The sequence below is a fragment of the Nonomuraea cypriaca genome (genome assembly GCF_015645445.1).
Classification (GTDB): Bacteria; Actinomycetota; Actinomycetes; order Streptosporangiales; family Streptosporangiaceae; genus Nonomuraea; species Nonomuraea cypriaca.
This window is the reverse complement of the sequence record NZ_JADOGI010000004.1, coordinates 23640-49885: the sequence shown is the minus strand read 5'-3', so window position 1 is coordinate 49885 and position 26246 is coordinate 23640. Positions and strand designations below refer to the sequence as shown.

Annotated in this window: 20 protein-coding genes; all 20 read left to right on the top strand. The window is 70.2% G+C overall.

Translation table 11 applies throughout. From position 1 onward, the window contains the following. The first annotated feature begins 19 nt into the window (after positions 1 to 19). The 20 genes from ITP53_RS02460 to ITP53_RS02365 all read left to right on the top strand — a co-directional run bounded on the left by ITP53_RS02460 (position 20) and on the right by ITP53_RS02365 (position 26120). On the top strand, positions 20 to 1273 hold the full coding sequence (locus tag ITP53_RS02460) for a hypothetical protein (protein WP_195893615.1): 1254 nt from the start codon (positions 20 to 22) through the stop codon (positions 1271 to 1273). A gap of 48 nt (positions 1274 to 1321) precedes the next feature. Continuing rightward, entirely contained in the window at positions 1322 to 2218 is an 897-nt protein-coding gene (locus ITP53_RS02455) for a nucleoside hydrolase (RefSeq protein ID WP_195893614.1), read from the top strand. A gap of 49 nt (positions 2219 to 2267) precedes the next feature. Continuing rightward, positions 2268 to 3254: a sugar phosphate isomerase/epimerase family protein gene (locus ITP53_RS02450; RefSeq protein WP_195893613.1), complete on the top strand. Its 987-nt coding sequence runs from the start codon at positions 2268 to 2270 to the stop codon at positions 3252 to 3254. Further along, the gene (locus tag ITP53_RS02445; protein ID WP_207755447.1) at positions 3244 to 4158 is read left to right on the top strand and encodes a transketolase; all 915 of its coding nucleotides are present in this window, start codon (positions 3244 to 3246) and stop codon (positions 4156 to 4158) included. Before ITP53_RS02450 ends, ITP53_RS02445 begins: the two co-directional genes overlap by 11 nt. Beyond that, complete coding sequence (locus ITP53_RS02440; RefSeq protein WP_207755446.1) at positions 4155 to 5111, top strand: transketolase family protein; 957 nt, start codon at positions 4155 to 4157, stop codon at positions 5109 to 5111. The genes ITP53_RS02445 and ITP53_RS02440 overlap by 4 nt, the downstream gene beginning before the upstream one ends. Then, positions 5098 to 6594, top strand: coding sequence for an FGGY family carbohydrate kinase (locus tag ITP53_RS02435; protein ID WP_195893611.1), 1497 nt, complete (start codon positions 5098 to 5100; stop codon positions 6592 to 6594). Before ITP53_RS02440 ends, ITP53_RS02435 begins: the two co-directional genes overlap by 14 nt. Next, positions 6584 to 7606, top strand: a complete 1023-nt coding sequence (locus ITP53_RS02430; protein WP_328813753.1) for a sugar-binding transcriptional regulator — start codon at positions 6584 to 6586, stop codon at positions 7604 to 7606. Before ITP53_RS02435 ends, ITP53_RS02430 begins: the two co-directional genes overlap by 11 nt. A 363-nt stretch (positions 7607 to 7969) precedes the next feature. Further along, positions 7970 to 10201, top strand: coding sequence for an Ig-like domain-containing protein (locus ITP53_RS60025; RefSeq protein WP_195893610.1), 2232 nt, complete (start codon positions 7970 to 7972; stop codon positions 10199 to 10201). Between the two features lie 17 nt (positions 10202 to 10218). Continuing rightward, positions 10219 to 12204 carry an ABC transporter substrate-binding protein gene (locus ITP53_RS02420; RefSeq protein ID WP_195893609.1) on the top strand — a complete coding sequence of 662 codons (1986 nt, stop codon included), beginning with the start codon at positions 10219 to 10221 and terminating at the stop codon, positions 12202 to 12204. Positions 12205 to 12213: 9 nt separating this feature from the next. After that, positions 12214 to 13212 carry an ABC transporter permease gene (locus ITP53_RS02415; protein ID WP_195893608.1) on the top strand — a complete coding sequence of 333 codons (999 nt, stop codon included), beginning with the start codon at positions 12214 to 12216 and terminating at the stop codon, positions 13210 to 13212. A 6-nt stretch (positions 13213 to 13218) separates the two neighbouring features. After that, on the top strand, positions 13219 to 14373 hold the full coding sequence (locus ITP53_RS02410; RefSeq protein ID WP_195893607.1) for an ABC transporter permease: 1155 nt from the start codon (positions 13219 to 13221) through the stop codon (positions 14371 to 14373). Between the two features lie 6 nt (positions 14374 to 14379). Continuing rightward, on the top strand, positions 14380 to 15378 hold the full coding sequence (locus ITP53_RS02405) for an ABC transporter ATP-binding protein (RefSeq protein ID WP_195893606.1): 999 nt from the start codon (positions 14380 to 14382) through the stop codon (positions 15376 to 15378). After that, positions 15375 to 16424, top strand: a complete 1050-nt coding sequence (locus tag ITP53_RS02400; protein WP_195893605.1) for an ABC transporter ATP-binding protein — start codon at positions 15375 to 15377, stop codon at positions 16422 to 16424. The genes ITP53_RS02405 and ITP53_RS02400 overlap by 4 nt, the downstream gene beginning before the upstream one ends. After that, positions 16421 to 17470 (top strand): sialidase family protein, encoded by a 1050-nt coding sequence (locus ITP53_RS02395; RefSeq protein ID WP_195893604.1) that lies wholly within the window; start codon positions 16421 to 16423, stop codon positions 17468 to 17470. The genes ITP53_RS02400 and ITP53_RS02395 overlap by 4 nt, the downstream gene beginning before the upstream one ends. Positions 17471 to 17586: 116 nt before the next feature. Then, positions 17587 to 18669, top strand: a complete 1083-nt coding sequence (locus ITP53_RS02390) for a sialidase family protein (RefSeq protein WP_195893603.1) — start codon at positions 17587 to 17589, stop codon at positions 18667 to 18669. Positions 18670 to 18678: 9 nt separating this feature from the next. Continuing rightward, positions 18679 to 20142: an ABC transporter substrate-binding protein gene (locus ITP53_RS02385; RefSeq protein ID WP_195893602.1), complete on the top strand. Its 1464-nt coding sequence runs from the start codon at positions 18679 to 18681 to the stop codon at positions 20140 to 20142. Between the two features lie 14 nt (positions 20143 to 20156). Next, positions 20157 to 21530, top strand: coding sequence for a DUF5060 domain-containing protein (locus tag ITP53_RS02380; protein WP_207755445.1), 1374 nt, complete (start codon positions 20157 to 20159; stop codon positions 21528 to 21530). 44 nt (positions 21531 to 21574) lie between these two features. Continuing rightward, positions 21575 to 22603, top strand: coding sequence for a DUF5605 domain-containing protein (locus tag ITP53_RS02375; RefSeq protein WP_195893600.1), 1029 nt, complete (start codon positions 21575 to 21577; stop codon positions 22601 to 22603). Further along, positions 22600 to 24786: a hypothetical protein gene (locus ITP53_RS02370; RefSeq protein ID WP_207755444.1), complete on the top strand. Its 2187-nt coding sequence runs from the start codon at positions 22600 to 22602 to the stop codon at positions 24784 to 24786. Before ITP53_RS02375 ends, ITP53_RS02370 begins: the two co-directional genes overlap by 4 nt. After that, positions 24783 to 26120 (top strand): glycoside hydrolase family 28 protein, encoded by a 1338-nt coding sequence (locus ITP53_RS02365; protein WP_195893599.1) that lies wholly within the window; start codon positions 24783 to 24785, stop codon positions 26118 to 26120. Before ITP53_RS02370 ends, ITP53_RS02365 begins: the two co-directional genes overlap by 4 nt. Positions 26121 to 26246 lie beyond the last annotated feature (126 nt).

Here is a 26246-nt window from a genome sequence, read left to right as displayed (position 1 = left end):
GATCACGGAGGTCGAAGGCATGAACGAGACGGACGGCAGGAACGATGGCGTGGGCGGCGGAATGGGCAGGCGCCGGGTTCTGGGCGGCGTCCTGGCCGGGCTCGGCGTGACCGTCGCCGGAGTCGGTGGAGGTTCGGCGGCTTGGGCCGCGACCGGGGCGGCTTCGGGCAAGGGGGCGGCGCGGCCGGTGGCGCCGGTGAATCAGGAGGCCGCCGCCAGGTTCGGTCCCGAGTACAAGACGTTGCCCGCCGCCGTGGCGGGTGTCGACATCGAACCGCTGATCGGCATCGCCTCGGAAGCGGACATCGCGGCCAGGCGCACGGCCATGGCGGACTACATCTGGAAGGGCGCGGGCCCGCCGAAGTCGCTGCCCACGGTGGAAACGGGCGTCACCGCGCCCGACTTCGCCTCGCTGACCGGCGTGCGCAGGGTCGACCTGCTGACGGTCCCGCTGCGCTACCGGGTCACGGCCAAGGTGTACGACCTCCAGCCCGCCAAACGCTGGAACCGGCGGCTGGCGCTCTACCACAACGGCCACGGCGAGCCGTTCGACACCATGCTCCGCACCGTCCAGGCCCTGCTCGACCAGGGGTACCGGGTGATGGCGTACGCGATGCCGTTCCACCACTGGAACGGACAGGGCATTGAGGACCCGGCGAACCCGGGGACGATGCTGCCCGGTCCCTCGCACCGGGAGCTGCCGCCGTGGGAGAGCGCGGAGTTCTCGACGCTGACGTTCTTCCTCGAACCTCTCACGGTCACCCTGAACTACGCGCAGGCGACGTACCGGCCGATCTCGGTGGAGATGATCGGGCTGTCGGGCGGCGGCTGGACGACCACCGTGTACGCGGCGCTCGATCCGCGCGTCACCCGCAGCTATCCGGTGGCCGGGTCGCTGCCGTTCTTCCTGCGCCCGGCCTCGCCGAAGCCGAGCCCGACGATCGGCGACTTCGAGCAGACGAAGGCGTCGTTCCCCGGCTTCTACGCGGCGGAGTCGGACGACTTCCTCGACATGTACGTGCTGGCCTCCATCGGCCGGGGGCGCGGGCAGCTGCAGATACTCAACCGGTTCGACGACTGCTGCTTCAACGGGGTCGGGCACCGCGTGTACCAGGCCCCGGTGCGCGACCGCGTCATGCTGCTGGCCGGCGGGCGGCCCGAGCGGGGCCGGTGGGACCTCCTGGAGGACGCCACGCACGACGACCACACCATCTCGCCGCACGCGCTGACCGTGATCCTCTGGGATCTTGACACGACAAATGTCACAACATAATATCGGAATATAGATGCCTCTTTGAATAAATATTCACCGGAGTGGCGCATGGCGAGCAGAACGTTTTCCAACCGGCGCAGGGTGATCGTCGACACCGACGCCAAAAACGAGGCCGACGACCAATTCGCCATCGTGCACGCGTTGCTCTCCCCCAGTCTCGACATTCGGGGTCTGGTCGCCGCGCATTTCGGCGACCGGCGCACCCGTACGAGCATGGAGGAGAGCCGGGCGGAAATCGACCTGCTGCTGCGGCTGATGAAACTGGAGGGCGAGGTCCGGGTCGAGGACGGGGCGCCGTACGCGCTGCCCGACGTGGCCACGCCCGTCGCGGCCCCCGGCGTGGAGCTGATCGTCTCCGAGGCGATGCGCGACGTGCCCGAGCCGCTCTACGTGGCCTTCCTCGGCCCGCTGACCGACATGGCCTCGGCGCTGCTCATCGAACCCCGCATCGCCGAGCGTGACGTGACCGTCGTCTGGATCGGCGGCGGCGGGTACGACGGCCGCGGCGGGCCTGCCGGGCGGCCGGAGTTCAACCTGTCCAACGACATCGTGGCGGCCAACATCGTGTTCTCCTCGGCGCTGCCGGTCTGGCAGATCCCGGCGCCGACGTACCGGATGACGGCCGTCGGTTACGCCGAGCTGGACGAGAAGGTCGCGCCGTGCGGCGAGATCGGCGACTACCTCGTGCGCCAGCTCGTCGAGTGGAACGAGCGTCAGCACGGCGCCTCGATCGAGTTCCGCGTGCTGGGCGACTCCCCCGCGATCGGGCTGCTGCTGCACTCGGCCTGCGGGACGTGGGTGGAGCGGCCGGCGCCGAACTTCCGCTACGACGGCTCCTACGACTTCTCCACCCAGAACCGGCCGATCCGCACGTACGACTCGATCGATGCCCGGTTCATCCACGAGGACTTTTTCGCGAAACTGCGGGCCTTCGCCGGACGTTAGGCGAGGCCACGGAACGAGAGCCTTCAATGGCGGGAAGGGACGACGCGACATGAGCGCACTCACGTTCGGCGCCGGGATCTGGGCGTTCGGGCAGATCGTCGACAGGTACGCGAGCGACGGCTACGGCCCGGCGCGCACGATGCGGGAGATGCTCGACCTGGCCGCGGCCGTGGACGGGCTGGAGTGCCTCGACATCAACGTGCCGTTCGCCGAGGGCGTCTCCAAGGCGTCCGAGCTGGCCGACGAGCTGGCCGGGCGCGGCCTGCGGGCCAGGGCGATCACGCCGCACCTGTACACGCGGGAGTTCGGCAAGGGGGCGTTCACCAACCCCGACCCGGCCGTGCGCGAGCGCGCGGCGGAGCGGGTGCACGAGGCGGTCGCGGTCGCGCGGGAGCTCGGGGCCGGATACGTGAAGTTCTGGCCCGGCCAGGACGGCTTCGACATGCCGGGCCAGGCCGACTACGCGCAGCTGTGGGACCTGACCGTGACCGCGATCCGCGACCTGGCCGGGGCGCATCCCGACGTGCGGTTCGCGATCGAGTACAAGGCCAAGGAGCCGCGCGTCCGCATCACGCTCTCCGACGCGGCCCGCACGCTGCTGGCCATCGAGGAGGCCGGGCGGCCGAACGTCGGCATCGTCATGGACTTCGGTCACTCCCTGCTCGCCGGGGAGACGCCCGCCGAGGCGGTGCAGCTCGTGCACCGGCGCGGGCGGCTGGTGTCGGTCGAGCTGAACGACAACTGGCGCGGCTGGGACGACGACCTGCCGGTGGCGTCGGTGCACCTGTTCGAGACGATCGAGTACCTGCTGGCCGTACGGCGGATCGGCTGGAACGCCCCGATCCTGCTCGACCAGTTCCCGTTCAGGGAGGACCCGGTGCGCGCGCTGTCCCAGAGCATCGCGACCATCCGGATGCTGGAGGAGGTGTGCGACCGGATCGACCTGGGCGAGCTGCGGGCCGTACAGGAGCGGCAGGACGCCCTTGGTGCACAGCGGCTGCTGTGGTCGGCGATCGGGACGGCACGTGCGACGTAGCAATGGGACGGTCACGCGAGACCTCCTCCTGCCCGACCACGACGCCATCGGGGAATGGCGCCGGCTGCGGGCCCGGCTGGCCTACGCCGACCGGCCCGCGTCCGCCGCCGCGCTCGCGACCCTCGCCCGCACGATCAGGCGCACCGTGATCAGCACGATCAGCGGGGCGGGCCTCGGCCACACCGGCGGCGACCTGTCGGTCACCGACATCCTCAGCACCCTGTACGGCGCCGTGCTCCGCATCGACCCGGCCCAGCCGGACTGGCCCGACCGCGACCGGTTCATCCTGAGCAAGGGCCACTGCTCGGTCGCCCTCTACACCGCGCTCACCACCTGCGGCTTCTTCCCCGCGGAGGCGCTCCGCACGTTCGCGGCCCCGATGTCGCCGCTCAACGGCCATCCGAGCCGCAGGGCGGTGCCCGGCGTCGAGACCAGCACGGGGCCGCTCGGCCACGGGCTGCCGGTCGGCGTGGGCGTCGCGGTCGGCCTGCTCCTGCGGGGCTCGCCGGCCAAGACGGTGGTGGTGCTCGGCGACGGCGAACTCCAGGAGGGCAGCAACTGGGAGGCGGCGATGACGGCCGCGCACCGCCGGCTCACGTCGCTGACGGCGATCGTCGACTGCAACGGGCTGCAGCAGGGGGCGCGGACCTGCGAGACCGCCAACCTGGAGCCGCTGGCCGACAAGTGGCGGGCGTTCGGGTGGGAGGCCGTCGAGGTCGACGGGCACGACCACCTGGCGCTGCTGGACGCGGTCACCGCGCCGCGCGGCGCGCTCCGGCCGCGGTGCGTGATCGCCAGGACCGTGAAGGGGCGAGGGGTGTCGTTCATGGAGGATCGGGTGGAATGGCATCACAAGGTGCCCGACGCCGAGCAGGCCCGTACGGCGCTCGAGGAACTGCGTTGATCCTCGACGAGACGCAGACGCACGACTGCCGGGACGCCTTCGCCGCGGAGCTGGTCGCCCTGGCCCGCGCCGACAGCAGGATCGTGGCCGTGTGCAACGACTCGGTGGGGTCGAGCAAGCTGGTCGCCTTCGCCAGGGAGTTCCCCGAACGGCTGGTCAACGTGGGGATCGCCGAGCAGGACATGGTCGGGATCGGCGCGGGGCTGGCGAACGCGGGGCTGGTGCCGTTCGTGTGCGGGGCGGCGACGTTCCTGACCGCGCGGGCGCTGGAGCAGATCAAGGCCGACGTGGCGTACAGTCTGGCGAACGTCAAGCTGTGCGGGATGAGCCCCGGCCTGTCGTACGGCGCGCTCGGGCCCACCCACCACTCGACCGAGGACCTGTCGTGGCTGCGGGCCATCGCGGACCTGCCCGTCGTCGTGCCCGCCGACCCCGCGCAGACGCGCGCGGCCATCCGGTGGGCGGCCGGGACGACCGGACCGGTGTTCCTGCGGATCGGGCGCTTCCCCGTGCCCGACGTGTCGCCGCCCGGCGGCCCCGCCTTCGTCTACGGGCGCGCGACCCGGCTGCGCGAGGGCAAGGACGCCACGGTCGTGGCGACGGGAACGCTGGTCAGCCGCGCGCTGCGGGCGGCCGAGCTGCTGGCGGAGCGCGGCGTGGACGTACGCGTGCTGAACGTCTCCACCATCGCCCCCCTGGACCGTGAGGAGATCATGGCGGCGGCCCGGCAGACCAGGGCGGTCGTCACGGCCGAGGAGGCGGTGCCCACCGGCGGGCTGGGGGCGGCGGTGGCCGAGGTCGTGCTGGAGACCAGGCCGGTGCCGATGCGGCTGCTCGGGCCGCGCTCGTTCGCGCCGACCGGGGGGACGGAGTTCCTGCTGGAGCACTTCGGCCTCACGGCCGAGGGGATCGTCAGGGCGACCTTGGAGGTGCTGGGCCTTGACCACAACTGAGCCGCTGGTGCTCGGCGTCGACCAGGGCACCAGCGCGACCAAGGCCGTCGTCGTGAACGCCGCGGGCGAGCTGGTGGCGCGCGCCTCCGCGCCGCTCTCCCAGCGCCATCCCGGGCCCGGCCTGGTGGAGCAGGACGGCGAGGAGCTGTGGCGCGGCGTGCGCCAGGCGGTCGCCGAGTGCCTGGCCGGGGTGCCAGGCGGACGGGTGGCCGCCGTGGGGCTGAGCGTGCAGCGCGAGTCCGTGCTGCTGTGGGAGCGCTCGACGGGCGAGCCGCTGGGGCCGCTGGTGAGCTGGCAGGACCGGCGGGGCGCGGACGTGTGCGCGCGGCTGGCCGCCGACGGCGCCGGTCCCCTGGTACGCCGGATCAGCGGGCTGCCCCTGGACCCGATGTTCTCGGCCTCGAAGGCTGCCCTGCTGCTCCGGGAGCACGGGACCCGCGGCTCGCGGTTGTGTCTGGGCACGGTGGACTCGTGGCTGCTCCACCGGCTGGGCGCGGGCCACGTCATCGAGGTCGGGAGCGCGTCCCGTACGCAACTGCTCGACGTGCGGCGCCGCCGCTGGAGTCCCGAGCTGCTCGAGCTGTTCGGGATACCGGCGGAGACGCTGCCCGAGGTGGTGCGCTCCAGCGGCGCGCACGCCGACGCCGCCGCCCTGCACCCGTCCCTGGCCGGGGTCCCGGTGGGTGCGGTGCTCGGCGACTCCCACGCCGCGCTGTTCGCACACGCCGCCTGGCAGCCGGGCCGGGTCAAGGTCACGTACGGCACAGGCTCGTCGGTCATGGGCCTGGCCGATCCGGAGGTGCCGCTCGACGAGGGCCTGTGCCTGACCATCGCCTGGCACGACGACGCGCCCGCGTACGCGCTGGAGGGCAACATCCTGTCCACTGGCGCGACGATCACCTGGCTGGCCCGGGTGCTCGGGACGAACCCGGAGGAAGTGGCCAGGCTCGCGGCCGGTGGCCGCCGGGGTAGGCTGCACATCGTGCCAGCGTTCGGTGGCCTCGGCGCGCCGTGGTGGGACGACCGGGCAGCAGCGATCATGACGGGCTTCGGCCTCGACAGCAGCAGGGAGGACCTCGCCCGTGCGGCGGTGGACTCCATCGGGCTGCAGGTCGGCGACGTCGTGTCGGCCATGGAGCGGGCGTCGGGCCCCGTCGGGGAGTTGCTCGCCGACGGCGGGCCCACCGGCAACACCGACCTCATGCAGTGGCAGGCCGACGTGACCGGCCGGGCGGTGCGGGTGGCGCGGCGGCCGGAGCTGTCCGCGCTGGGGGCCGCTCATCTCGCGGGCACGGCATCCGGTGTATGGTCCCGCCGGGAGCTGTCCGGGCTGCCACGCCACGGCCGGCGCTACACACCCGGCCTATCGTCGTGCGAGCGTCGCCGTGCGCTAGCAGAATGGCACTCGGCAGTGGCCCGGGCTCGCCACCGGACCAGCAGGAGCGGCGGAGCCGAAGCGGAGGCCAGCGATCGTGGGAGCTGACAGTCAGTTCGAGAAGGGCCGTTCTGGCGGCGAGGCCGTGCGGTTCAGCGGTCGCCGGCTCAGCCAGGAGTCCGAGCGCATGCGCCTCCTGGTGCGGGTCGCCCGCCTCTACCACGAGCACGGCGTACGCCAGCCGCAGATCGCCGCCCAGTTGCGCATCTCGCAGCCCCGGGTGTCGCGGCTGCTCAAGGAGGCGGCGGAGATCGGCATCGTGCGCACCGTGGTCGTGGTGCCCAGCGGCGTGCACGCGTTGCTGGAGGAGGACCTGGAGCGCAAATACGGCGTGGAGCAGATCATCGTGGTCGACGCCGCCGGCGACAACCACGACGTCGTGGCCGCGCTTGGGTCGGCGGGGGCGACGTACCTCGACGCGACGCTGATCGGCGGCGAGCACCTCGGCATCTCGTCGTGGAGCGCCAGCCTGCTGGCGACCGTCGAGGCCATGCAGCGCCGTCCTGTGCGGGTGGCTGACGAGGTGGTGCAGCTCATCGGCGGCGTGGGCAAGGGGTCCGCGCAGGTGCAGGCCACCCGGTTGGCCGCCCACCTGGCCGACCTCACCGGCGCCGAGCCCGTCTTCCTGCCCGCGCCCGGTCTCGTCGGCACGCTCCAGGCGCGCCAGGCGCTGTCGGACGATCACGTGGTACGCCAGGTCGTGGACGCGTGGTCCCGGCTGACGACCGTGCTGGTGGGGATCGGCAGCCTCGACCCGTCCCCGCTGCTGCGTGACAGCGGCAACGCGATCTCGGAGGAGGACCTGGAGACCCTGCGCGGGCTGGGCGCGGTGGGCGACGTGTGCCTGCGCTTCTTCGACGCCGAGGGCCGCCTCGTGGACTCGCCGCTGGAGGAGCGCATCCTCGGCATCCCCGCCGCCGACCTGCTACGAGTCCCCCGCCGCATCGCCATCGCCGGCGGCCGCCGCAAGACCGCCGCCATCCGCGCCGCCCTGCGCGGCGGCTGGGTCAACACCCTCATCACGGACGTCGGCGTGGCGGAGCAACTCCTGCGCGACTGACGTCCGCGACCTCGGACGACAGGGGCACGTCCCCGGCCTGCTCACGGTGATCGGCGAGCGGGCCGGGCGGCGTGCCCCTTTGTGCTGCGCGCATTGACGGGTGTGTCCATCCCCGTGAGAAAGCGCTCTTGACAGTCACAAGCGTGTCGTTCACGATGTGATGAATCCGCTCCATTCATGCGTGAATAAAAATTCTCAACCACCCCCCAGCGTGGTCCGGAGTCGTGCCGAGCTATGGCACAGCCCTGTCTATTCAGGGCGGAAAGAGAGCGTTTCATGACCGAGGCCCCGGGCTTCGATCGCCACCAATCAGAATTCAGCCGCCGCACTTTCGTGCGTTCCGCGGCATTAGCCACTCCCGCCGTGGCATGGGGCGGGATCTCCGTCGATTCGGCGCACGCGGCGCAGCGGCGGCAGGCCGCCGGCCTGGACAAGCTCGTCCCCGCCTTCCCCGGTGCCGAGGGCGCGGGTATGTACACCACCGGCGGCCGGGGCGGCGAGGTGTACGAGGTCACGACCCTCGACGACTCCGGACCCGGCTCGCTGCGCGAGGCCGTCGCCAAGTCGGACGGCACGATCGTCTTCAGGGTCTCCGGCAACATCAAGATCAAGGGCGGGCTCGACATCACCGGGTCCAACCTCACGATCGCCGGCCAGACCGCACCTGGGCACGGCATCACCGTCACCGGCAACGAGACGCAGATCAAGGGCGACAACATCATCCTTCGTCACCTGCGCTTCCGCGGCGGCGACGAGCTCGGCACCGCGATCGACACGTTCGGCGCCAGGGACGTGCGCGACCTCGTCATCGACCACTGCTCGTTCAGCTGGGGCGTGGACGAGTGCTTCTCCGTCTACGGCAACACCAACGTGACCGTCCAGTGGTGCATCATCTCCGAGGGCCTGGTGAACTCGGTGCACCCCAAGGGCCGGCACGGCATGGGCGGCCTGTGGGGCGGTGACACCATCACCTACCACCACAACCTGCTCATCCACGAGAACGGCCGCAACCCTCGCTTCAGCTTCACCGAGGGCATGGACATGCTGGTCGACCACCGCAACAACGTGATCTACAACCCCGGGATCACGTCCTGCTACGGCGGCGAGTGGTCCAACGGCGTCAACATCGTCGGCAACTACTACAAGCCCGGCGTCAACACGCAGCCCGAGATCGCCAGGCAGATCATGGCCCCGGGCCGCTTCGGCCAGTGGTACCTCAGCGGCAACGTGATCGAGGGCCACGACGACATCACGGCCGACAACACGCTCGGCATCACCTACCCGGTCGGTGGCATCACGCTGATGGCCAAGCCGACGGAGTTCGAGAACGGCATCACCGAGCAGACCGCGGCCGAGGCGTTCACGTCGGTCCTCGAACAGGCCGGAGCCATCCTGCCGCGGCGGGACGCCATCGACGCCCGGCTGGTCACCGAGGCCCGCAACGGCACCGGGCGGCACATCAACTCGCAGAAGGACGTGGGCGGCTGGCTGCCCGTGCCGACCGAGGTGCCCGCGCCCGCCGACAGCGACCACGACGGCATGCCCGACGAGTGGGAGACCGCGCAGGGGCTGAACCCTGAGAGCGCCGACGACGCCAAGACGGTCGGCACCGACGGGTACACCAACCTGGAGCGCTACCTGAACGGCATCCAGCGGGCCGGGGCCCGCAACCCCCAGGTGGCGATCCTCTCCCCCACGATCGACCAGCTCTTCGCGGCGAACAAGGACAAGCAGTCCATCACCATCCAGGCCGACGCCAAGCCCCTCGACGGCGCGTCCATCGCCAAGGTCGAGTTCTTCCACGGTGACGAGAAGATCGGGGAGGCCACCGCGGCGCCGTACCAGGCGACCTGGGCGGACGCGACCGACGGCACCTACTACCTGACGGTCCGCGCGACCGACAGCACGGGGTCGGCGACCACCTCGTCGCTGGTGCCGATCCACGTCACCCGCACCAGAACCCACAAGCCGTGGACGGCCGCGGACATCGGCGAGGTGCCCATCCCGGGCAGCACGGGGCTGAAGGACGGCGTGCTCACGCTGAAGGGGTCGGGCAAGATCGCCGGCTGGAAGGACTCCTTCCACTTCGCCTACCAGGCCGTCGGGTTCAGCAAGAAGGGCGAGGTCCTGGAGATCACCGGCCGGCTGGACAGCATCAGCAAGGCGCACGTCGAAGCCGTGGCCGGCCTCATGGTGCGCCAGGACCTCACGCCGAACTCGCCGTTCATGCTGGCCGGCATCGGTTACTCCGCCAGCGGTGACGACGGCGCCGGCATGCGGGCCAAGGCCGTCCGGGTCGCCTCGAACGGCAAGCAGCCCAGCGTCGGCATCTGGCCGGCCGCCGGTGACGATCCGCTGGACCCGGAGAAGCCGTACTGGCTGCGCCTGGTCGTCAGGAGCCTGGCCGGCGGGGACACCGAGTTCGAGGCGTTCCTCTCCAGCAACTCCCTTAACTGGGACCGCATCGGCTACGAGCGCATCGTCATGCGGAACAGCCGGTTCTACGTCGGCCTGGCCGTCGACGGCAACCAGGAGCAGACCGGCGTGCACATCTACACCACGGCGACCTTCAGCCTGGTCAAGGTCAATCGTTAGACCCGAACGGAGTCCCCATGACACAGCACCCCCTGACGAGGAGGAACCTGCTCCGCGGCGGCGGGGGACTGCTCCTGCTGGCCACGGCCGGCGGCTGCAGCTTCTTCGACACCAGCCCCGACACGGGCGCCGGCGCCGCGCAGGCCGCCGGCTCGTCGGCCAAGGAAGCGCCGGCGCTGGCCGAGCTGGTCAAGGCCGGCAAGCTGCCGCCGCTGGAGCAGCGCCTGCCGAAGAACCCCCTCGTCGTCACCCCGCTGCGGGAGCCGGGCAGGTACGGCGGCACGTGGAACTCGGCCATGGTGGGCGAGGACGACATCGACTGGCTGATCTACACGCTCGGGTACGAGCCCCTCGTCCGCCTCAAGCCCGGCACCAACGGGCAGAAAGGCCCCGACGACATCACTCCCAACGTGGCCGAGTTCGAGGTCAAGGACGACGGCCGGGAATATGTCTTCCGGCTGCGCGAGGGCCTGAAGTGGTCCGACGGGCAGCCCTGCACGGCCGACGACCTGATGTTCGCCTTCGAGGACGTGACCACCTACCGCGACCTGCACTCCACCGGCATCTACGACCTCTTCCTGGAGAACGGCACCACGGAGCTGGTCAAGGTGGAGAAGGTGGACGAGCGGACCGTGCGCTACGTCTACAAGGAGCCGAAGGCGGGCCTGCTGTTCCAGATCGCGACCGCCACGTTCGAGCGTCCGGGGGCGAGCGGGTTGCTGCTGCCCAAGCACTACCTCAAGCAGTTCCACAAGAAGTACAACCCGGACGTCGACAAGCTCGCCAAGGACCAGCAGCTCGAGGACTGGACCCAGCTGTTCATGCTCAAGAACGACGTCCCGCACAACGCCGACATGCCCACGCTGCACCCGTGGAAGATCACCACCGCGATCGGCAGCGGCACGGCGGTGGTGGCCGAGCGGAACCCGTACTACTGGAAGGTCGACCAGCAGGGGCGCCAGCTTCCCTACATCGACCGGTTCAGGTCGGAGCTCGTCAGCGACGTCGAGGTGGAGCTGCTGAAGATCATGAACGGCGAGATCGACATGCAGCTCCGCAAATTCAACTCGCCGGAGAACAAGCCGCTGGTCGCGCAGAACGCCGCCAAGGGCAAGTACCGGCTGTACGACGTGCCGAGCCGGCTGAGCAACACGATGATCATCCAGTTCAACCAGACGATCGCCGACGACGGGCTGCGCGAGCTGTTCAGGAACAAGGACCTCCGGATCGGGCTGTCGTACGCGATCAACCGCAAGGAGATCATCGACGGCGTGTACGCGGGCCAGGGCGAGCCCTGGCAGGCCGCGCCCTCCAAGGCCAACGCCCTCTATGACGCGGAGTTCGCCAAGCAGTACGCCGAGTACGACGTCGCCAAGGCCAATGAGCACCTGGACAAGGCCGGGCTCACCGAGAAGGACGGCGACGGCCAGCGCCTGGGCCCCGACGGCAAGCCGCTGAGCATCACGATCATGGCCAGCACGGAATTCCCGCACCACGTCGAGGCGCTGGAGTTCGTCAAGAAGGGCTGGGAGGCGGTCGGGGTCGGGCTGCGGGTCGATCCGATCGCACCCACGCTGTTCACCGAGCGCTCGATGGGCAACAACCCGCAGGCGTCCACGTTCACGTGCAGCGACTTCGACGTGATCACCGGCACCGGCGGCTCCCACTACTACGTGCCGAGCAACTCCGGCAGCGCCCGCTACGCCATCCGCTGGGCCCAGTGGTACGGCAGCAAGGGCAAGAGCGGCGACGAGCCGCCGGAGCAGGTGCGCGAGCAGTTGGAGGCGTTCACCAGGATGCGCAACGAGCCCGACTTCGCCAAGGCACTGGAGCACGCCGAGGAGGTCGTGCGCATCGCCAAGGAGCAGTTCTACGCGATCGGGATCAGCTCGTTCCCGAACGAGTACGGCATCGTCTCCAACAGTTTCAAGAACGTGCCGGACTCCATGGCCGCCGCCATAGTGAACCCCGGGCCGACCATGCCCGAGCAGTACTCCCTCTGAGGGCCTGACGTGCTGGGTTACTTCGGCCGCCGCCTCCTCTACGTGGTGGTGACGCTCTGGGCGATCTCGATCGTCACGTTCGTCATCATCAACCTGCCGCCGGGCGACTACGTCTCGACGCTGGTGGCGAACGCGCAGTCAGGCGGCGAGGGCATCACTCCGGCGGAGATCGCCAACCTCAGGCAGCGGTACGGCCTCGACGACCCGGTCCTCGTCCAGTACTGGCGGTGGATCTCGGCGATCCTCCTGCACGGCGACTTCGGGCAGTCGTTCGCCTGGAACCAGGCGGTCTCCACGCTCATCGGCGAGCGGGTCGCGCTGTCCGCGGTGCTGTCGATCAGCTCGCTGCTCATGGTCTGGGCGATCGCCTTCCCGATCGGCATCTACAGCGCGGTCAAGCAGTACTCGTGGGGCGACTACACGGCCTCGTTCTTCGGGTTCATCGGCATGGCGGTCCCGGAGTTCATGCTGGCGCTGGTCCTCATGTACGTCGGCTTCCGCTACTTCGGCGCGAGCGTGGGCGGCCTGTTCTCCCCGGAGTTCCAGGACGCCGCCTGGAACCTCGGCAAGGTCCTGGACCTGCTCGGCCACCTGTGGGTGCCGATCGTGGTGATCGGGGTCGCCGGCACGGCGGGCATGATCCGGATCACCCGGGCCAACCTGCTCGACGAGCTCTACCGGCCGTACGTGCACACGGCCAGGGCCAAAGGCCTGCCGGAGTGGAAGCTGCTGCTGAAGTATCCCGTGCGGATGTCGCTGAGCCCCTTCTTCAGCACCATCGGATGGCTGCTGCCTGGGCTGATCGGCGGGGAGACCATCGTGTCGGTCGTCATGAGCCTGCCGACCGGCGGCCCGCTGCTGCTGAGCGGGGTCATGAACCAGGACATGTACCTGGTGGGCAGCTTCGTCATGATCCTCAGCACGCTGACCGTGATCGGGACCGTGCTGAGCGATCTGGCGCTGGCGTGGTGGGACCCGCGAATTCGCAAACAGTACAAGAGGGAGTAGCGCCGCATGTTCCTCAGGCGTACGACCACCCACGAAGTGGGGACGCTGCCGCAGTGGCGGCTCATGTGGCGGCAGTTCCGCCGGCACCGGCTCGCGCTGGCCGGCGCGGCCATCCTGGTGCCGGTGTACCTGGTGGCGATCTTCGCCGAGTTCTTCGCGCCGATGTCGAGCACGACCGCGAACACGTCGCTCACGTACGCGCCGCCCCAGGTGCCGCGCTACTCCACCGACCTCGGCCTGTACGTGTACGGCTACACCACCGAGCGGGACCCCGAGACGTACGAGCAGCGCTACACCGTGGACACGAGCACGCGGATCGACGTCGGCCTGTTCACGCACGGCGACGAGCACAAGGTGCTGGGCGTGATCCCGTCGGACCTCCACCTGATCGGCCCGGTGACCAAGGGTGAGCCGTTCTTCCTGCTCGGTTCCGACCAGAACGGGCGGGACCTGCTGTCCAGGCTCATCCACGGGGCACGGGTGTCGTTGTCGATCGGGCTGATCGGCGTCGCGGCCAGCTTCTTACTCGGCATGCTTATAGGCGGCATATCCGGATATTTCGCGGGTGGCGTCGACAACGTCGTCCAGCGGGTCATCGAGTTCCTCATGGCGATACCGACGCTGCCGCTGTGGATGGCGCTCTCGGCCACGCTCCCGACCGACTGGGGGCCGCTGACCCGGTACTTCGCCATCACCGTGCTCCTTTCCCTGATCGGGTGGACCGGGCTCGCGAGAGACGTGCGCGGGCGGTTCCTGTCGCTGCGCGAGGAGGACTTCGTCACGGCCGCGCGGCTGGACGGCGTGGGCCGGCTGTCGATCATCTTCCGGCACATGATCCCGTCCTTCGCCAGCCACATCATCGCCTCGCTCTCGCTGGCCATCCCGGGCATGATCCTCGGCGAGACCAGCCTGAGCTTCCTCGGCCTGGGGCTGCAGGCGCCCGCCGTGAGCTGGGGCGTGCTGCTGGAGGGCGCCCAGAACGTCCGCGTGATCGCGAACGCGCCGTGGATGCTCGCGCCCGGCGTCGCCGTGGTCATCGTCGTGGTCGCCATGAACTTCTTCGGTGACGGGCTGCGCGACGCGGCGGATCCGTACCGGACAGGGAGCCGGGCCCGGCGCAAGCGGCTGTTCAGACGTCATCAGACACAGGTGGGAAGGTGAGCCGCCGTGGCCGCGGACGTGCTGCTTGAGATCGAGGACCTGCGTACCCACTTCCTGCTCGACGACGGCGTGGTGCCCGCGGTCGACGGCGTGGACCTGCGGGTGCACCGGGGCGAGACGCTCGCCATCGTCGGCGAGTCCGGCTGCGGCAAGAGCGTCATGGCCCGCTCGATCCTGCGCCTGGTCGACCCGCCCGGCCAGATCATGGGCGGGCGGATCACGCTGCACCGCGACGACGGCCCGGTCGAGCTGGTCGGCGCCGATCCCAGGCTGCTGCGCCGGATCAGGTGGCAGGACATCGCGATGGTGTTCCAGGAGCCGATGGCCTCGCTGAGCCTCGTGCACACCATCGGCAGCCAGATCGTCGAAGCGGTCCGGCTGCACGAGAACGTCGGCAAGGCCGTCGCCCGCCGGCGCGCCATAGACATGCTGGACCGGGTCGGCATCCCCATGCCGCAGCGTCGGGTGGACTCCTACCCGTTCGAACTGAGCGGCGGGATGCGGCAGCGGGCGATGATCGCGATGGCCCTGTCGTGCCGGCCCGCGCTGCTGATCGCCGACGAGCCGACGACCGCGCTCGACGTGACCACCCAGGCGCAGATCCTCGAACTGCTGGCCGACCTGCAGGACGAGTTCGGCATGGCGATCATGATGATCACGCACGACCTCGGGGTGGCCGCGCAGGTGGCCGACCGCATGGCGGTCATGTACCTGGGCCGGGTGGTCGAGTACGGGCCGGCCGAGCAGGTGCTCGGCGCCCCCCGGCATCCGTACACGCGGGCTCTGCTGCGCTCGATGCCCCGGCTGGGGCGGGCCTCGCGGACCCGGCTGACGGCGATCAGCGGCATGGTGCCGCCGCCGTACGCGCGGCCGGACGGGTGCACGTTCCATCCGCGCTGCGACAGCGTGCTGGCCGGCAGGTGCGAGACGGTGACGCCGCACCGGCTCCCCCTGGGCGATCGCGAGGTCGCCTGCCTCCTCTACGAGCAGGAAGAGAACTCATGAGCACGGACCCACTGCTCAAGATCGAGGGGTTGACGAAGCACTTCGCGGTGCGCAGCGGCCTGCTGGGCCGACAGGTGGGCGCGGTGAAGGCCGTGGACGACGTCGACCTGACCATCGAGGCGGGCACCACGCTGGGCCTGGTCGGCGAGTCCGGCTGCGGCAAGACCACGCTCGGGCGGTGCATCGTGCGGGCGCACGACCCGACCGGCGGCCGGATGCTCTACCGGCAGCCGGACGGCTCGGTGGTCGACGTGGCGACGCTGAAGGAGAAGGAGCTCAAGCCGTACCGGGCGCAGGTCCGGATGATCTTCCAGGACCCTCACTCGTCGCTCAACCCGCGCAAGACGCTGCGCGAGATCATCGGGGAGCCGATGCGGGCGCACGGGTACGGCACCAAGGACGAGATCGCCGACCGCGTGGGGGAGCTGCTCGACCGCGTGGGCCTGCGCCCCGAGTACGCCGACCGCTACCCCCACGCCTTCAGCGGCGGCGAGCGGCAGCGGGTCGGCATCGCACGGGCGCTGGCCCTGTCGCCCCGGCTGGTCGTGGCGGACGAGGCGGTGAGCGCTCTTGACGTCTCGGTCCGCGCCCAGATCCTCAACCTGCTGATGGACCTGCGCGAGGAGTCCGGCCTCGGCTACCTGTTCGTCAGCCACGACCTGAGCATCGTCGAGCACGTCGCCGACGTGGTGGCGGTCATGTATCTCGGCCGGGTCGTCGAGCAGGGACCGACCGAGCGGCTCTACGGCCGTCCCCTGCACCCCTACACCGAGGCGCTGCTGTCTGCTGTGCCCGACCCGGACCCGGCGGCCAGGCGGCACCGGGAGCGGATCAAGCTGCTCGGCGACATCGCGGACCCGGCGCATCCGCCGCCCGGGTGCCCGTTCCATCCCCGCTGCGTGTACGCCGAGGACGTCTGCAGGACGGAGCCGCCACCGCTGCGCGAGGTGGGGGGCAGGAGCGTGGCCTGCCACTTCGCGCCGGAGCTCGAGCTGCGCGGCGTGCCCGACCAGGACCTCGACCCCGTAGGAGGGAACACGGCATGACCGACCCGCGATTCGACGGCGTCGTACGGCGGTCCGAGGTGGTGGAGGGTGCGCGGGAGGCGTGGCTGCCCGCGCCGCACGGCCCGGACAGCCACGCGGCCAACCTGCTGCGCACGCGCGACGGCGACCTGCTGTGCACGTGGTTCACCGGCCCGCGGGAAGGGCATCCGGGCACGAACGTGGCGCTGGCCCGGCTGGCGGCGGGCGCGGATCGGTGGGCGCCGTCCCAGCTCATCGCGACCGACCCCGAGCGCAGCGAGCAGAACCCGGTGCTGTTCGACGACGGCACACGCATCTGGTTGCTGCACACCTCCAGCGAGCCGTACGACCAGACGACCGCGCACGTCGTGGCCCGCACCTCCGGCGACCAGGGCCGTACGTGGAGCGAACCGTACGTGCTCTTCGGCGAGCCCGGGATCTTCGTCAGGCACCCGCCGCTCATCCTCGGCGACGGAACCTGGCTGCTGCCCGCCTACCACTGCGGCGCCGCCGGCGACCGGAGCGTCGTCGAGGTCACCACCGACGGCGGGCGCACGTGGGACGAGCACCAGGTTCCCGGCAGCGGTGACCTGGTGCAGATGACCGTCGCCGGACGGCCGGACGGGAAGCTGCTGGCGATGTTCCGTGACCGCCGGGCGGGCCGGATCCACACCTCCGTCTCGGCCGACGGCCGTACCTGGTCCGCGCCCGAGCGGACCGACCTGCCGAACAACGACTCCTCCGTCCAGCTCACGAGGCTCGGCGACGGCCGGCTCGCGCTCGTCTACAACGACGCGAGCCTGGAGCGCGACCAGTTCAGGTGGGTGACCAAGAAGGGGCAACGGCGCAGGAAGGCGCTGCGCACCCCGCTCGTCCTCGCGGAGTCGGAGGACGGCGGCCTGAGCTGGCCGCATCGGCGGGTGCTCCAGGAGGCCGACTCCGAGTACTGGCAGAACGAGATCGGCTACTCGTATCCGTGCGTCATCGACGGCGGCGATGGGCGGTTGCGCATCGCCTTCTCCTACCTGCGAAAAACCATCAAATATCTGGAGATCAGCACGCGATGAGATTCCGGCAGAGCCTTTTATACGGCGCCCTGGCAGTGGCGGTGGGCGTCCCGTCCTACCTTTCCGTGGACCAAGACCTTTCCGTTGACAAAGGCCCCTCTGTCAGCAAGGGCGAGGTGACGGTCGAGCCGACCGGCTCGTACGCCTGCCGCCAGGACGTCGCCGCCCCGAACCCGGACGTCCCCAAGGTGCACGCGGCCGCGCTGGCCCAGGCGCCGCAGGGCGACATGCTGACCGTGTACTACGGCGGGACCTCGGAGGGGTCGGCGGACCAGGCGCTCTACCTGTCTCGCCTGGCCGCGGGCAAGCGGACCTGGTCCACACCCGAGGTGGTGTTCGACGAGCCGGGCAAGGCCGACGGCAACCCGGTCCTGTGGTCGGACGGCAGGCGCCTCTACCTGTTCTTCGTGACGATCGAGGGGCACGGCTGGGAGCAGGCCCCGATCCGCCTGATCATCTCGGACGACGGCGGCCACACCTGGAGCGACCCCGCGTACATCCGCGAGGAGTGGGGCTGGATGGTGGGCACCAACCCGATCCGGATGTCCAACGGCGAGGTGCTGCTGCCCATCTACGACGAGGGCGGCTCCAGCTCCGGCTTCTACGTCTTCAGCCAGGACATGTCGTCGTGGAAGGCGTACCCGGAGGAGCACGGGAGCTGGATCAGGACGCCGGAGGGCTCGATCCAGCCGACCGTGGTGGAGGTGGAGCCCGGGCGGCTGCGCGCGTACCTGCGCACCGGGGACGGCGCGATCTACACGAGCGACTCCACCGACTTCGCGCGCACCTGGAGCACCCCGGTGGCCGAGCCCATCGGCAACCCGAACTCGCGGGTCGCGGCGCTCAAGCTGGCCGACGACAAGCTCGTGCTGGCCTACAACCCGTGGGTCGAGCACCGCTCCCCCATGCGGCTGTCGCTGTCCCCCGACAAGGGCCGCACCTGGGAGAACAGCGTCGACGTCGAGGCCCAGTCGGGGCCGCAGTTCACCTACCCGGTGCTGACGCAGAGCGGCGACGGCTTCATCCACATGGTCTATTCGTACAACCGCAACAACATCCGGCATGTCGTGTTCAACGAGGACTATCTCCGCGACGCCGTGGGCCTGCTGTCGAACTGGCCCCAGCACACGATCACCGAGTTCAGGAACGGCGTGCGGCGAAACGTCGTCCGCCAGTGCGGCTACACGCCCGGGAAATAGGGAGACCAGATGATGCAGAAGGCCCGTGGGTTCGCGCTGCTCGCGCTCGCTCTGACCGTCACCACCGGCGTCCCCGCCGCCGCCAACGCCTCCCCCCAGCCGTCGGCGGCCTGCAAGGACGTGCCGAACCAGTACGACGTGCCGTTCAGCGTCTGCGACGACGAAGTGTTCATCTTCGCTGTCAACTACAAGCCGTTCGAGTCGACCATCGAGGGTGAGGCGGATAACAATCAGGGGCCTGCGACCAGGGTCTTCGACGAGATCATCGGCAACAAGCTGCGCGCGGCGTTCCCCGACGTCAAGATCAAGTACGCGACGTGGGACTACCCCGTGCGCTACGAGGAGCTCAAGGCCGCCGGGGTCACTCCGGACGTCATCATCGAGGACCCGAAGAACCGCATCGACCGTGACCTCGAGCCGATGGGCTGGGTCGGCGACCTCACCCCGGACCTGCAGAAGGCCGGCATCGACCTGAGCAAGCTGAACCCGGCCACGGTCGAGCTGGTCAAGTCCCGCTCCGACGGCGGCATCTACGGCGTGCCGCTGTTCATCGATGAGCACGTGCTGCTCTACAACAAGAAGATCTTCGACAAGTTCAAGGTCAAGTACCCCAAGCCCGGCATGACGTACGACGAGGCGTACAAGAAGGCCAAGCAGCTGACCAAGGACGACGGCCTGGATCACTACAAGGGCTACATGCAGCACCCTGACCAGTACCTGGACTTCAACCAGGCCGGTCTCTACGCGTTCCAGCCGACGACGAGCGAGGAGCCCGCGCCCGAAGACGTCAAGGTCGACATCAGCGGTGACGCCTGGAAGAAGCACGTGGACAACCTGTACCGCTTCCTGACGATCCCGCGCAACGAGTTCACCACCGTCACCGACTTCTTCAAGGGCGACATGAGCCAGCCGGGTCACCTGGCCATGGCGGTCGACACGCTGTCGCGGCTGAACATGTACGCGGGCAGCGAGCTGTTCATCGAGGACGGCGACGAGGAGTCGTTCGCCGAGCAGGCCAAGAGCGTCGACATCGGCGTCAGCGCGATCCCGGTGCTCAAGACGGGCTCCAAGACGGTCTACCAGCCGAACACACGGGCCGCGTTCATCCCGCCGTCCTCTCCCGAGAAGGAGCAGGCACTGCAGATCGTGAAGTGGATGGTCTCCGAGGAGGGCCAGACCGAACTCTCCAGGCACGGTGTCAAGGCCGTCCTGCAGACCGACCAGGTCGTGCAGAACTTCGGCAAGGCCATCCCCGAGTTGGCCGACATCGACACCTCGGCCGTGTACTGGGGCGAGAACGCCACGATCTCGAACTACCAGAACACCGAGTACTGGGACCTGCCGCTGTGGTCGGTCTACCGCCAGCACATCCTGCGTGACGGCGGGACGCCCGCGCAGGCGCTGACCGTCTCCCAGCAGCAGGACATCCCCAACTACATCAAGAACCAGGCCGCAGCAGGAAAGGATTGGTAACACTGTCCCCCATCGTGGAACGCTGGGGCGTCCATGAGATCGAACTGGCCGGGCCGTCCGGCGGGAACCCCTTCGCTGAGGTTCACCTGTCGGCCCGGTTCCAGTTCCGCGATCGCATCGTCGAGGCCGAGGGCTTCTACGACGGCGACGGCGTCTACCGCGTCCGGTTCATGCCGGACGCGGTGGGTCCGTGGAGCTACACGACCATAAGCAATGTGACCGAGCTGGACGGGCACGCGGGCACCTTCGAGGTGTCGCCTGCCTCCGACGGCAACCACGGGCCCGTGCGGGCCGTGGGCATCGACTTCGCGTACGCGGACGGCACGCCGTACCTGCCGTTCGGCACGACCTGTTACCACTGGACGCACGACATGGACGAGGACCGCGAGCGCTCGACGCTGCGGACGCTGGCGGCCTCGCCGTTCAACAAGCTACGCATGTGCGTGCTGCCGACCGGGCAGATGAGGCCGCCGGAGGTGCCGTTCGCCGGCGAGGATCCGGACGGTCTGGACAGGACCCGGTTCAACCCGGTGTTCTTCCGCCACCTGGAGGGCCGGGTCCGCGACCTGCGCGACCTCGGAGTCGAGGCCGACGTGATCCTCTTCCACCCGTACGACGGCGGCCTGCGCGGCGTCGAGGACATGGGCCGCGAGACCGACCACGCCTACCTCAGGTACGTCATCGCCCGCCTGGCTGCCTTCTCGAACGTGTGGTGGTCGGCCGCCAACGAGTACGACTTCAACCGGGCCAAGACCGTGGCCGACTGGGACGACATCCTGCGGACCATCCAGCGGCTGGACCCGTACGAGCATCTGAGGTCCATCCACAACGGGACGCGCATGTACGAGGTCGCGACCCTCTACGACAACACCAAGCCGTGGGTGACGCACCACAGCGTCCAGCACTGGGACGCCACCCTGACCGGCACCTGGCTCGCGGCCTGCCCCAAGCCGGTGGTGATCGACGAGATCAGCTACGAGGGGAACGTCGGCAAACGCTGGGGCAACATCACCGGCGCCGAACTGGTCGACCGGTTCTGGGAGGGCATGACCCGCGGCGGGTACGTGGGCCACGGCGAATCCCTGACCGGCCACCAGGAACGGGCGTGGATCGGCAACGGCGGCGGCCTGTACGGGGAGAGCCCGGCCAGGATCGGCTTCCTACGCACGATCATGGAACAGCGCCGCGACGGCACGATCCTGCGTTACCTGGGGCGGCGCCAACCGGCCCGGGTCACGGTCGACCTGCCGCCCGGCGACGCGTACGAGGTCGAGCTGATCGACACCTGGAACATGACGATCACCCCGGTGGACGGGGTGCACAGGGACCGGGTGCGGGTGGAGCTGCCGCGGCGGCCGTACCTGGCGCTGCGGATGACGAGAGTGTGATGCGGTTGACTTCCTCCCCACGCCTGAACGCTCAAGGAGCTTCGATGATCGGGCCGATGGGCACCACGGCGCTCGGCTGGCACCTGCACGGCGAGAAGCGGCGCGCGCAGACGCTCGCCACGCTGGAGTCTTCGCCGTTCGACCGGGTCAGGATGGCGGCGTTCGCCACCCGGTGCTCACTCGACGCGCTGGAGGAGCGGGTCGCGGAGCTGGCCGCGATCGGGGTGGACGCGGAGCTGGTCCTGCTCCATCCCGGCGACGGCGTCTCCGACGTGGAGGCCGCGGTCCGCTACCTGCGCGAGGTGGTGCCGCGGCTGGCGGCGCACCAGAGCGTGTGGTGGTCGCTGGCCGCCGACCCCACCCGCTTTCCCGAGATTTCCGAACACGACTGGGTATGTCTGGCCGCGCTCGTGGCCGAGGAGGACCCAGGTCACCACCCGCTGTCGATCTCCGTGGACGCGGACTCGCCGCTGCTGTGGCGGGCCGGGTTCACGCACGGGAGCGTGACCGCGCGCAGCCCCAGGGACGCGTGGGTCCGGACCCGGGACCATCACCGGCCGGTCCTCATGGACATGTGCGGCCACGAGGGCGACGCGGACGACCCGTGGCGGAGCCTGACCGCCGAGGAGGTCGTCACCCAGGCATGGGATGGTGCGGTACGCCGCCGGTACGTGACGCACGGGGAGTCGTACGTGGACGAGGCCGGGCTGACCTGGTCCACGGACGGCGGCACGCTGACCGGCGCCGCCGTGCCCAGGCTCGGCCTGCTCCGCGAGGTCCTCGCCGAGACCCCGCAGGAGGCGCGCCACCGCGACAGGGACGCGCCGATGCTGGAGGTGCCCGGCGAGTTCTACCTGGAGTTCTGCGGTGACCACCGGTTCCCTGAGCGCTCGTACGACGTGCCCGGCGGCCGGTACGAGGTCGAGGTGATCGACACGTGGGAGATGACGGTCACCGCGCTCGGCGTGCGCGAGATCGGCGTGCCGCGGGCGGACCGGCCGGAGGGAGGGACGCTGACGGTGCCGCTGCCGGGAACGTGCGGCCAGGCCATCCGACTCCGGCGCCGCCCATGACGGGTGGCAACCCACCGGACCCGGCCGGGGCCGGGGACGTCGCACCCGATCCGCGGCCTGGCGGGGCGGGGGCCGGGATCGTGGCGGTCATCGCGGAGGCGCGGGGGAAGCTGGTCGAGGTCGTGGGCGGCGCGGACGGGCCGGAGGTGTGGCTGCGCCGCCGCGACGCGGACGGGCCGTACCTGCGGGCGCCGCTGCGCGACTTGCTGACCGCCGCCGCGGGCAGGCCGTGGCGGATCGAGCGGGCCGTCGCCGGCTCGGTCCGGGTGCGGCAGATGGGCGGGGCCGTGGAGGTGACGGCCAGGACCGGCCCGCTGAGCGCCACGCTGGAGCTGGCCTTCTCCCCCGACGGCCTGCTCACCGTCACCACCGTCTGGCACAACGAGACCAGCCGGACGATCACCGACGTGGCCGCCGGGCTCCTGCTCAACCTGCCCACCGCGGACGCCCACGTCACCATGCCCGGCGTCCTCTACAACGGCAACCCGTCGTCCGACCCGCGCCGCCGGGTCCCCCGCATCGGCCCCGAACCTGGCGACGGTTTCGTGTGCGAGGAGCACCGCCTGCCCATCCCCGCCGTGAACATCGCCTGGGACGACAGGTACGTCAGCCTGCTGGCCCACCCCACGCCCCGTCGCGCACCGGACGGCTCGGTCGCGTACGGCTCCCTCGGCGTCGTACGCGCACCGGACGGCACGGTCGCGTACGGCTCCCCGGGCGTCCTGCGCGGAGGGCCTCGAAGCGGTGACGCCGCACCGCCGTCAGGAGGACTCACGATCGCGGCCATGACCGGCGTCATCATGTTCGACGGCGAACCGGACGTCTGCTACGTCAGCAAGGCCGAGGTCGCGGACCGACCGGTGGGCTACGTGGACCTGGCCCCGGGAGAGACGATCACCGCGCACCACACGCTGGACTGGGGCCACGTCGAGCCGCGCGGCTTCGGCTTCAGGACGCTGGTCCGCGCGGCCGGGCGGCTCTACCACGAGCCTGGCGCCCGCCCGCTGGCCCGCGAGGACATCGTGCGGCTCAAGACGAACGCGATGGACGCGCGATGGGCCGGCGACGGCCACCTCGCCTACGCGGGCAACCGCCACGGCCGCCCCCGTACGTACCTCTACGGCTGGACCGGGCAGTGCCTCAAGCTCGCCCGCTGCGACGCCGAGCTGGGCCTGACGGGCGGCGAACCCGAGCGGGTCGAGCGCGCGCGCCGCGCCGCGGACTTCTACGTCGAGGGCAGCCGGACCGCGACGAGGGGCCTGCGGCGCGGCCGGTACCTGCTCGACGACGACAGGTGGGAGATGTTCAGGAAGGACGACGCCTGCTTCGTCTCCAGCCGGGCCCACGGCGAGACGGTCGCCGACCTGGCCGAGCTCGCGCTCCGGTTCGGGGACGCGGGCCTGGAGGTGCCGCCGGCGTGGGAGGAGGCGGTGGAGGACGCCGCCGCGTTCTTCTGGCGAACGAGGCTGCCTGAGGGCATCGTCCCGCTGGGCTGGACGCCGGAGGGGGCTCCGTTCTCGCCGATGGTGAGCGCGGCGGGGATCGCCTGCGTCCTGGCGATGCTGGGGGCGTACCGGCTGGGTGGGGAACGGGTGTGGCTGCGACGGGCCGAGGAGGTGATGGGCCACTACCACCGGCTGCACGCGGCGACGTTCGAGCGGCCGTTCGCGCACGCCACGCTGGACGCCTCCGGGGAGGACAAAGAGGCGGGGATGTACTACTTCATGGCGGTCTGGGAGTTGTACCGGCTCACCGGGCGGGAGCAGTACGCGCGGTGGGCGGAGGTGGCGGCGGACTGGCTCCTGACGTTCGTCTATGTGTGGTCGCCGGAGTACGACCAGGGGAGCACGTTCGCGCGGCGCGGGTTCGCCGCGTGCGGCTGGCCCGCCGTGAGCGTGCAGAACCACCACCTCGACGTGTTCTTCCCGACCTCCGAGCTGATGGAGTTCGGCCTGGCGACCGGCCGGCCGCACTACGCGGAGCGGGCCGGCCGGATCCTGCTCGCCATGGGCCAGGGGATCTGCCGTGAGCCCGGCGACTGGGGGTTCGACGTGCCCGGGGAGCAGGGCGAGGGGTTCTTCCAGACCAACTGGCAGCGCACGGGCGAGGCGAACACGTGGAACCCCTCCTGGGTGATCGCCCTGCCCCTCCACCACGCACTGCGCATGAGGAAGGTTTCATGAACGAGGCAGCGGCCTGGCGGTACGCGGACGAGATCCGGGATCGGGTGCGTCCGCCGAAGTTCCCCGACCGGTGGTTCGACGTCACCGGCTTCGGGCCGCCTGAGAGCACGACGGAGAAGTGGACGGAGGCGTTCCGGGCGGCGATCGAGGCGTGCCACGAGGCGGGCGGCGGCCACGTACGGGTGCCGCCGGGCACGTACCTCACCGGGGCCGTCCACCTGCTCAGCAACGTCGACCTGCACGTGGAGGCCGGCGCGACGATCCTGTTCAGCACCGACCCCGCCGACTACCTCCCCGCCGTCTTCACCCGCTTCTCCGCCATCGAGTGCTACAACTACTCCCCCTTCATCTACGCCCACGGCCAGCGGAACATCGCGATCACCGGCGCGGGGACGCTGGACGGCGGCGCGGGTCCCGAGCACTGGTGGTGGTGGGTGGGCACGCCGGCGTTCGGCTGGGAGCCGGGCATGCCGCACGAGGCGGAGGACTGGGCCTCGTTGCAGCGGATGGCCGCGGCGGACGTGCCGGTCGAGCAGCGGGTGTTCGGCGCCGGTCACCACCTGCGGCCGAACATGATCCAGCCGTACCTGTGCCGCGACGTGCTCATCGAGGGTGTCCGGATCGTCCGCTCCCCCATGTGGGAGATCCACCCGGTGCGTTGCGAGAACGTCCTGGTCAGGAACGTGTCCATCCACTCGCGCGGGCCCAACAACGACGGCTGCGACCCGGAGTCGTGCCGCTCGGTGGTGATCTCGGGCTGCGTGTTCGACGTCGGCGACGACTGCATCGCCATCAAAGCCGGTCGCGGGCCGGACGGGCGGCGGGTGGGGGTGCCGTGCGAGGACGTGCTGATCGAGGACTGCGACATGCGCTACCGGTACGGCTCGGTCGCCATCGGCACGGACACGACCGGCGGGATCCGCAACATCTTCGTCCGCCGCTGCCGCTGGGGCGGCCCCGGCCTGTACTTCGGGCTCTACATCAAGACGAACTCGGTACGCGGCGGCTTCGTGGAGAACGTCTTCGTCCGGGACGTGGAGATCAGCGAGCTGACCAAGGAGGCCGTCTCGATCGACCTCTACCACGGCGACGGCCACAACGGCGACGACCCGCCGGTCATCAGCAACGTCAACGTGGCGGGGGTACGCAGTGACCGGACGCGCAGCGCGTACCTGCTGCGGGGCTATCCCGAGCAGCCCCTACGGGCGATCACGGTCAGGGACAGCACGTTCGCGCACGTCGAGCGCGCGAACGTAGCGAGCGACGTCGTCGGCCTCTCGGTCACCGGCGTCGCGGTCGCCGGGAGGCCGGTCGAGCTCACCGGCGACGTGTGACGGCCGGCACCCTGTGCATGCGGTGACAGTGTTATCACCGTGACGTCAGGGGCCGCTCTAACCTTCGTGTGATTACTTAACGCATGCAGAAGTAACTCACAGTAATCACACGTAGTGAAAGGTCTC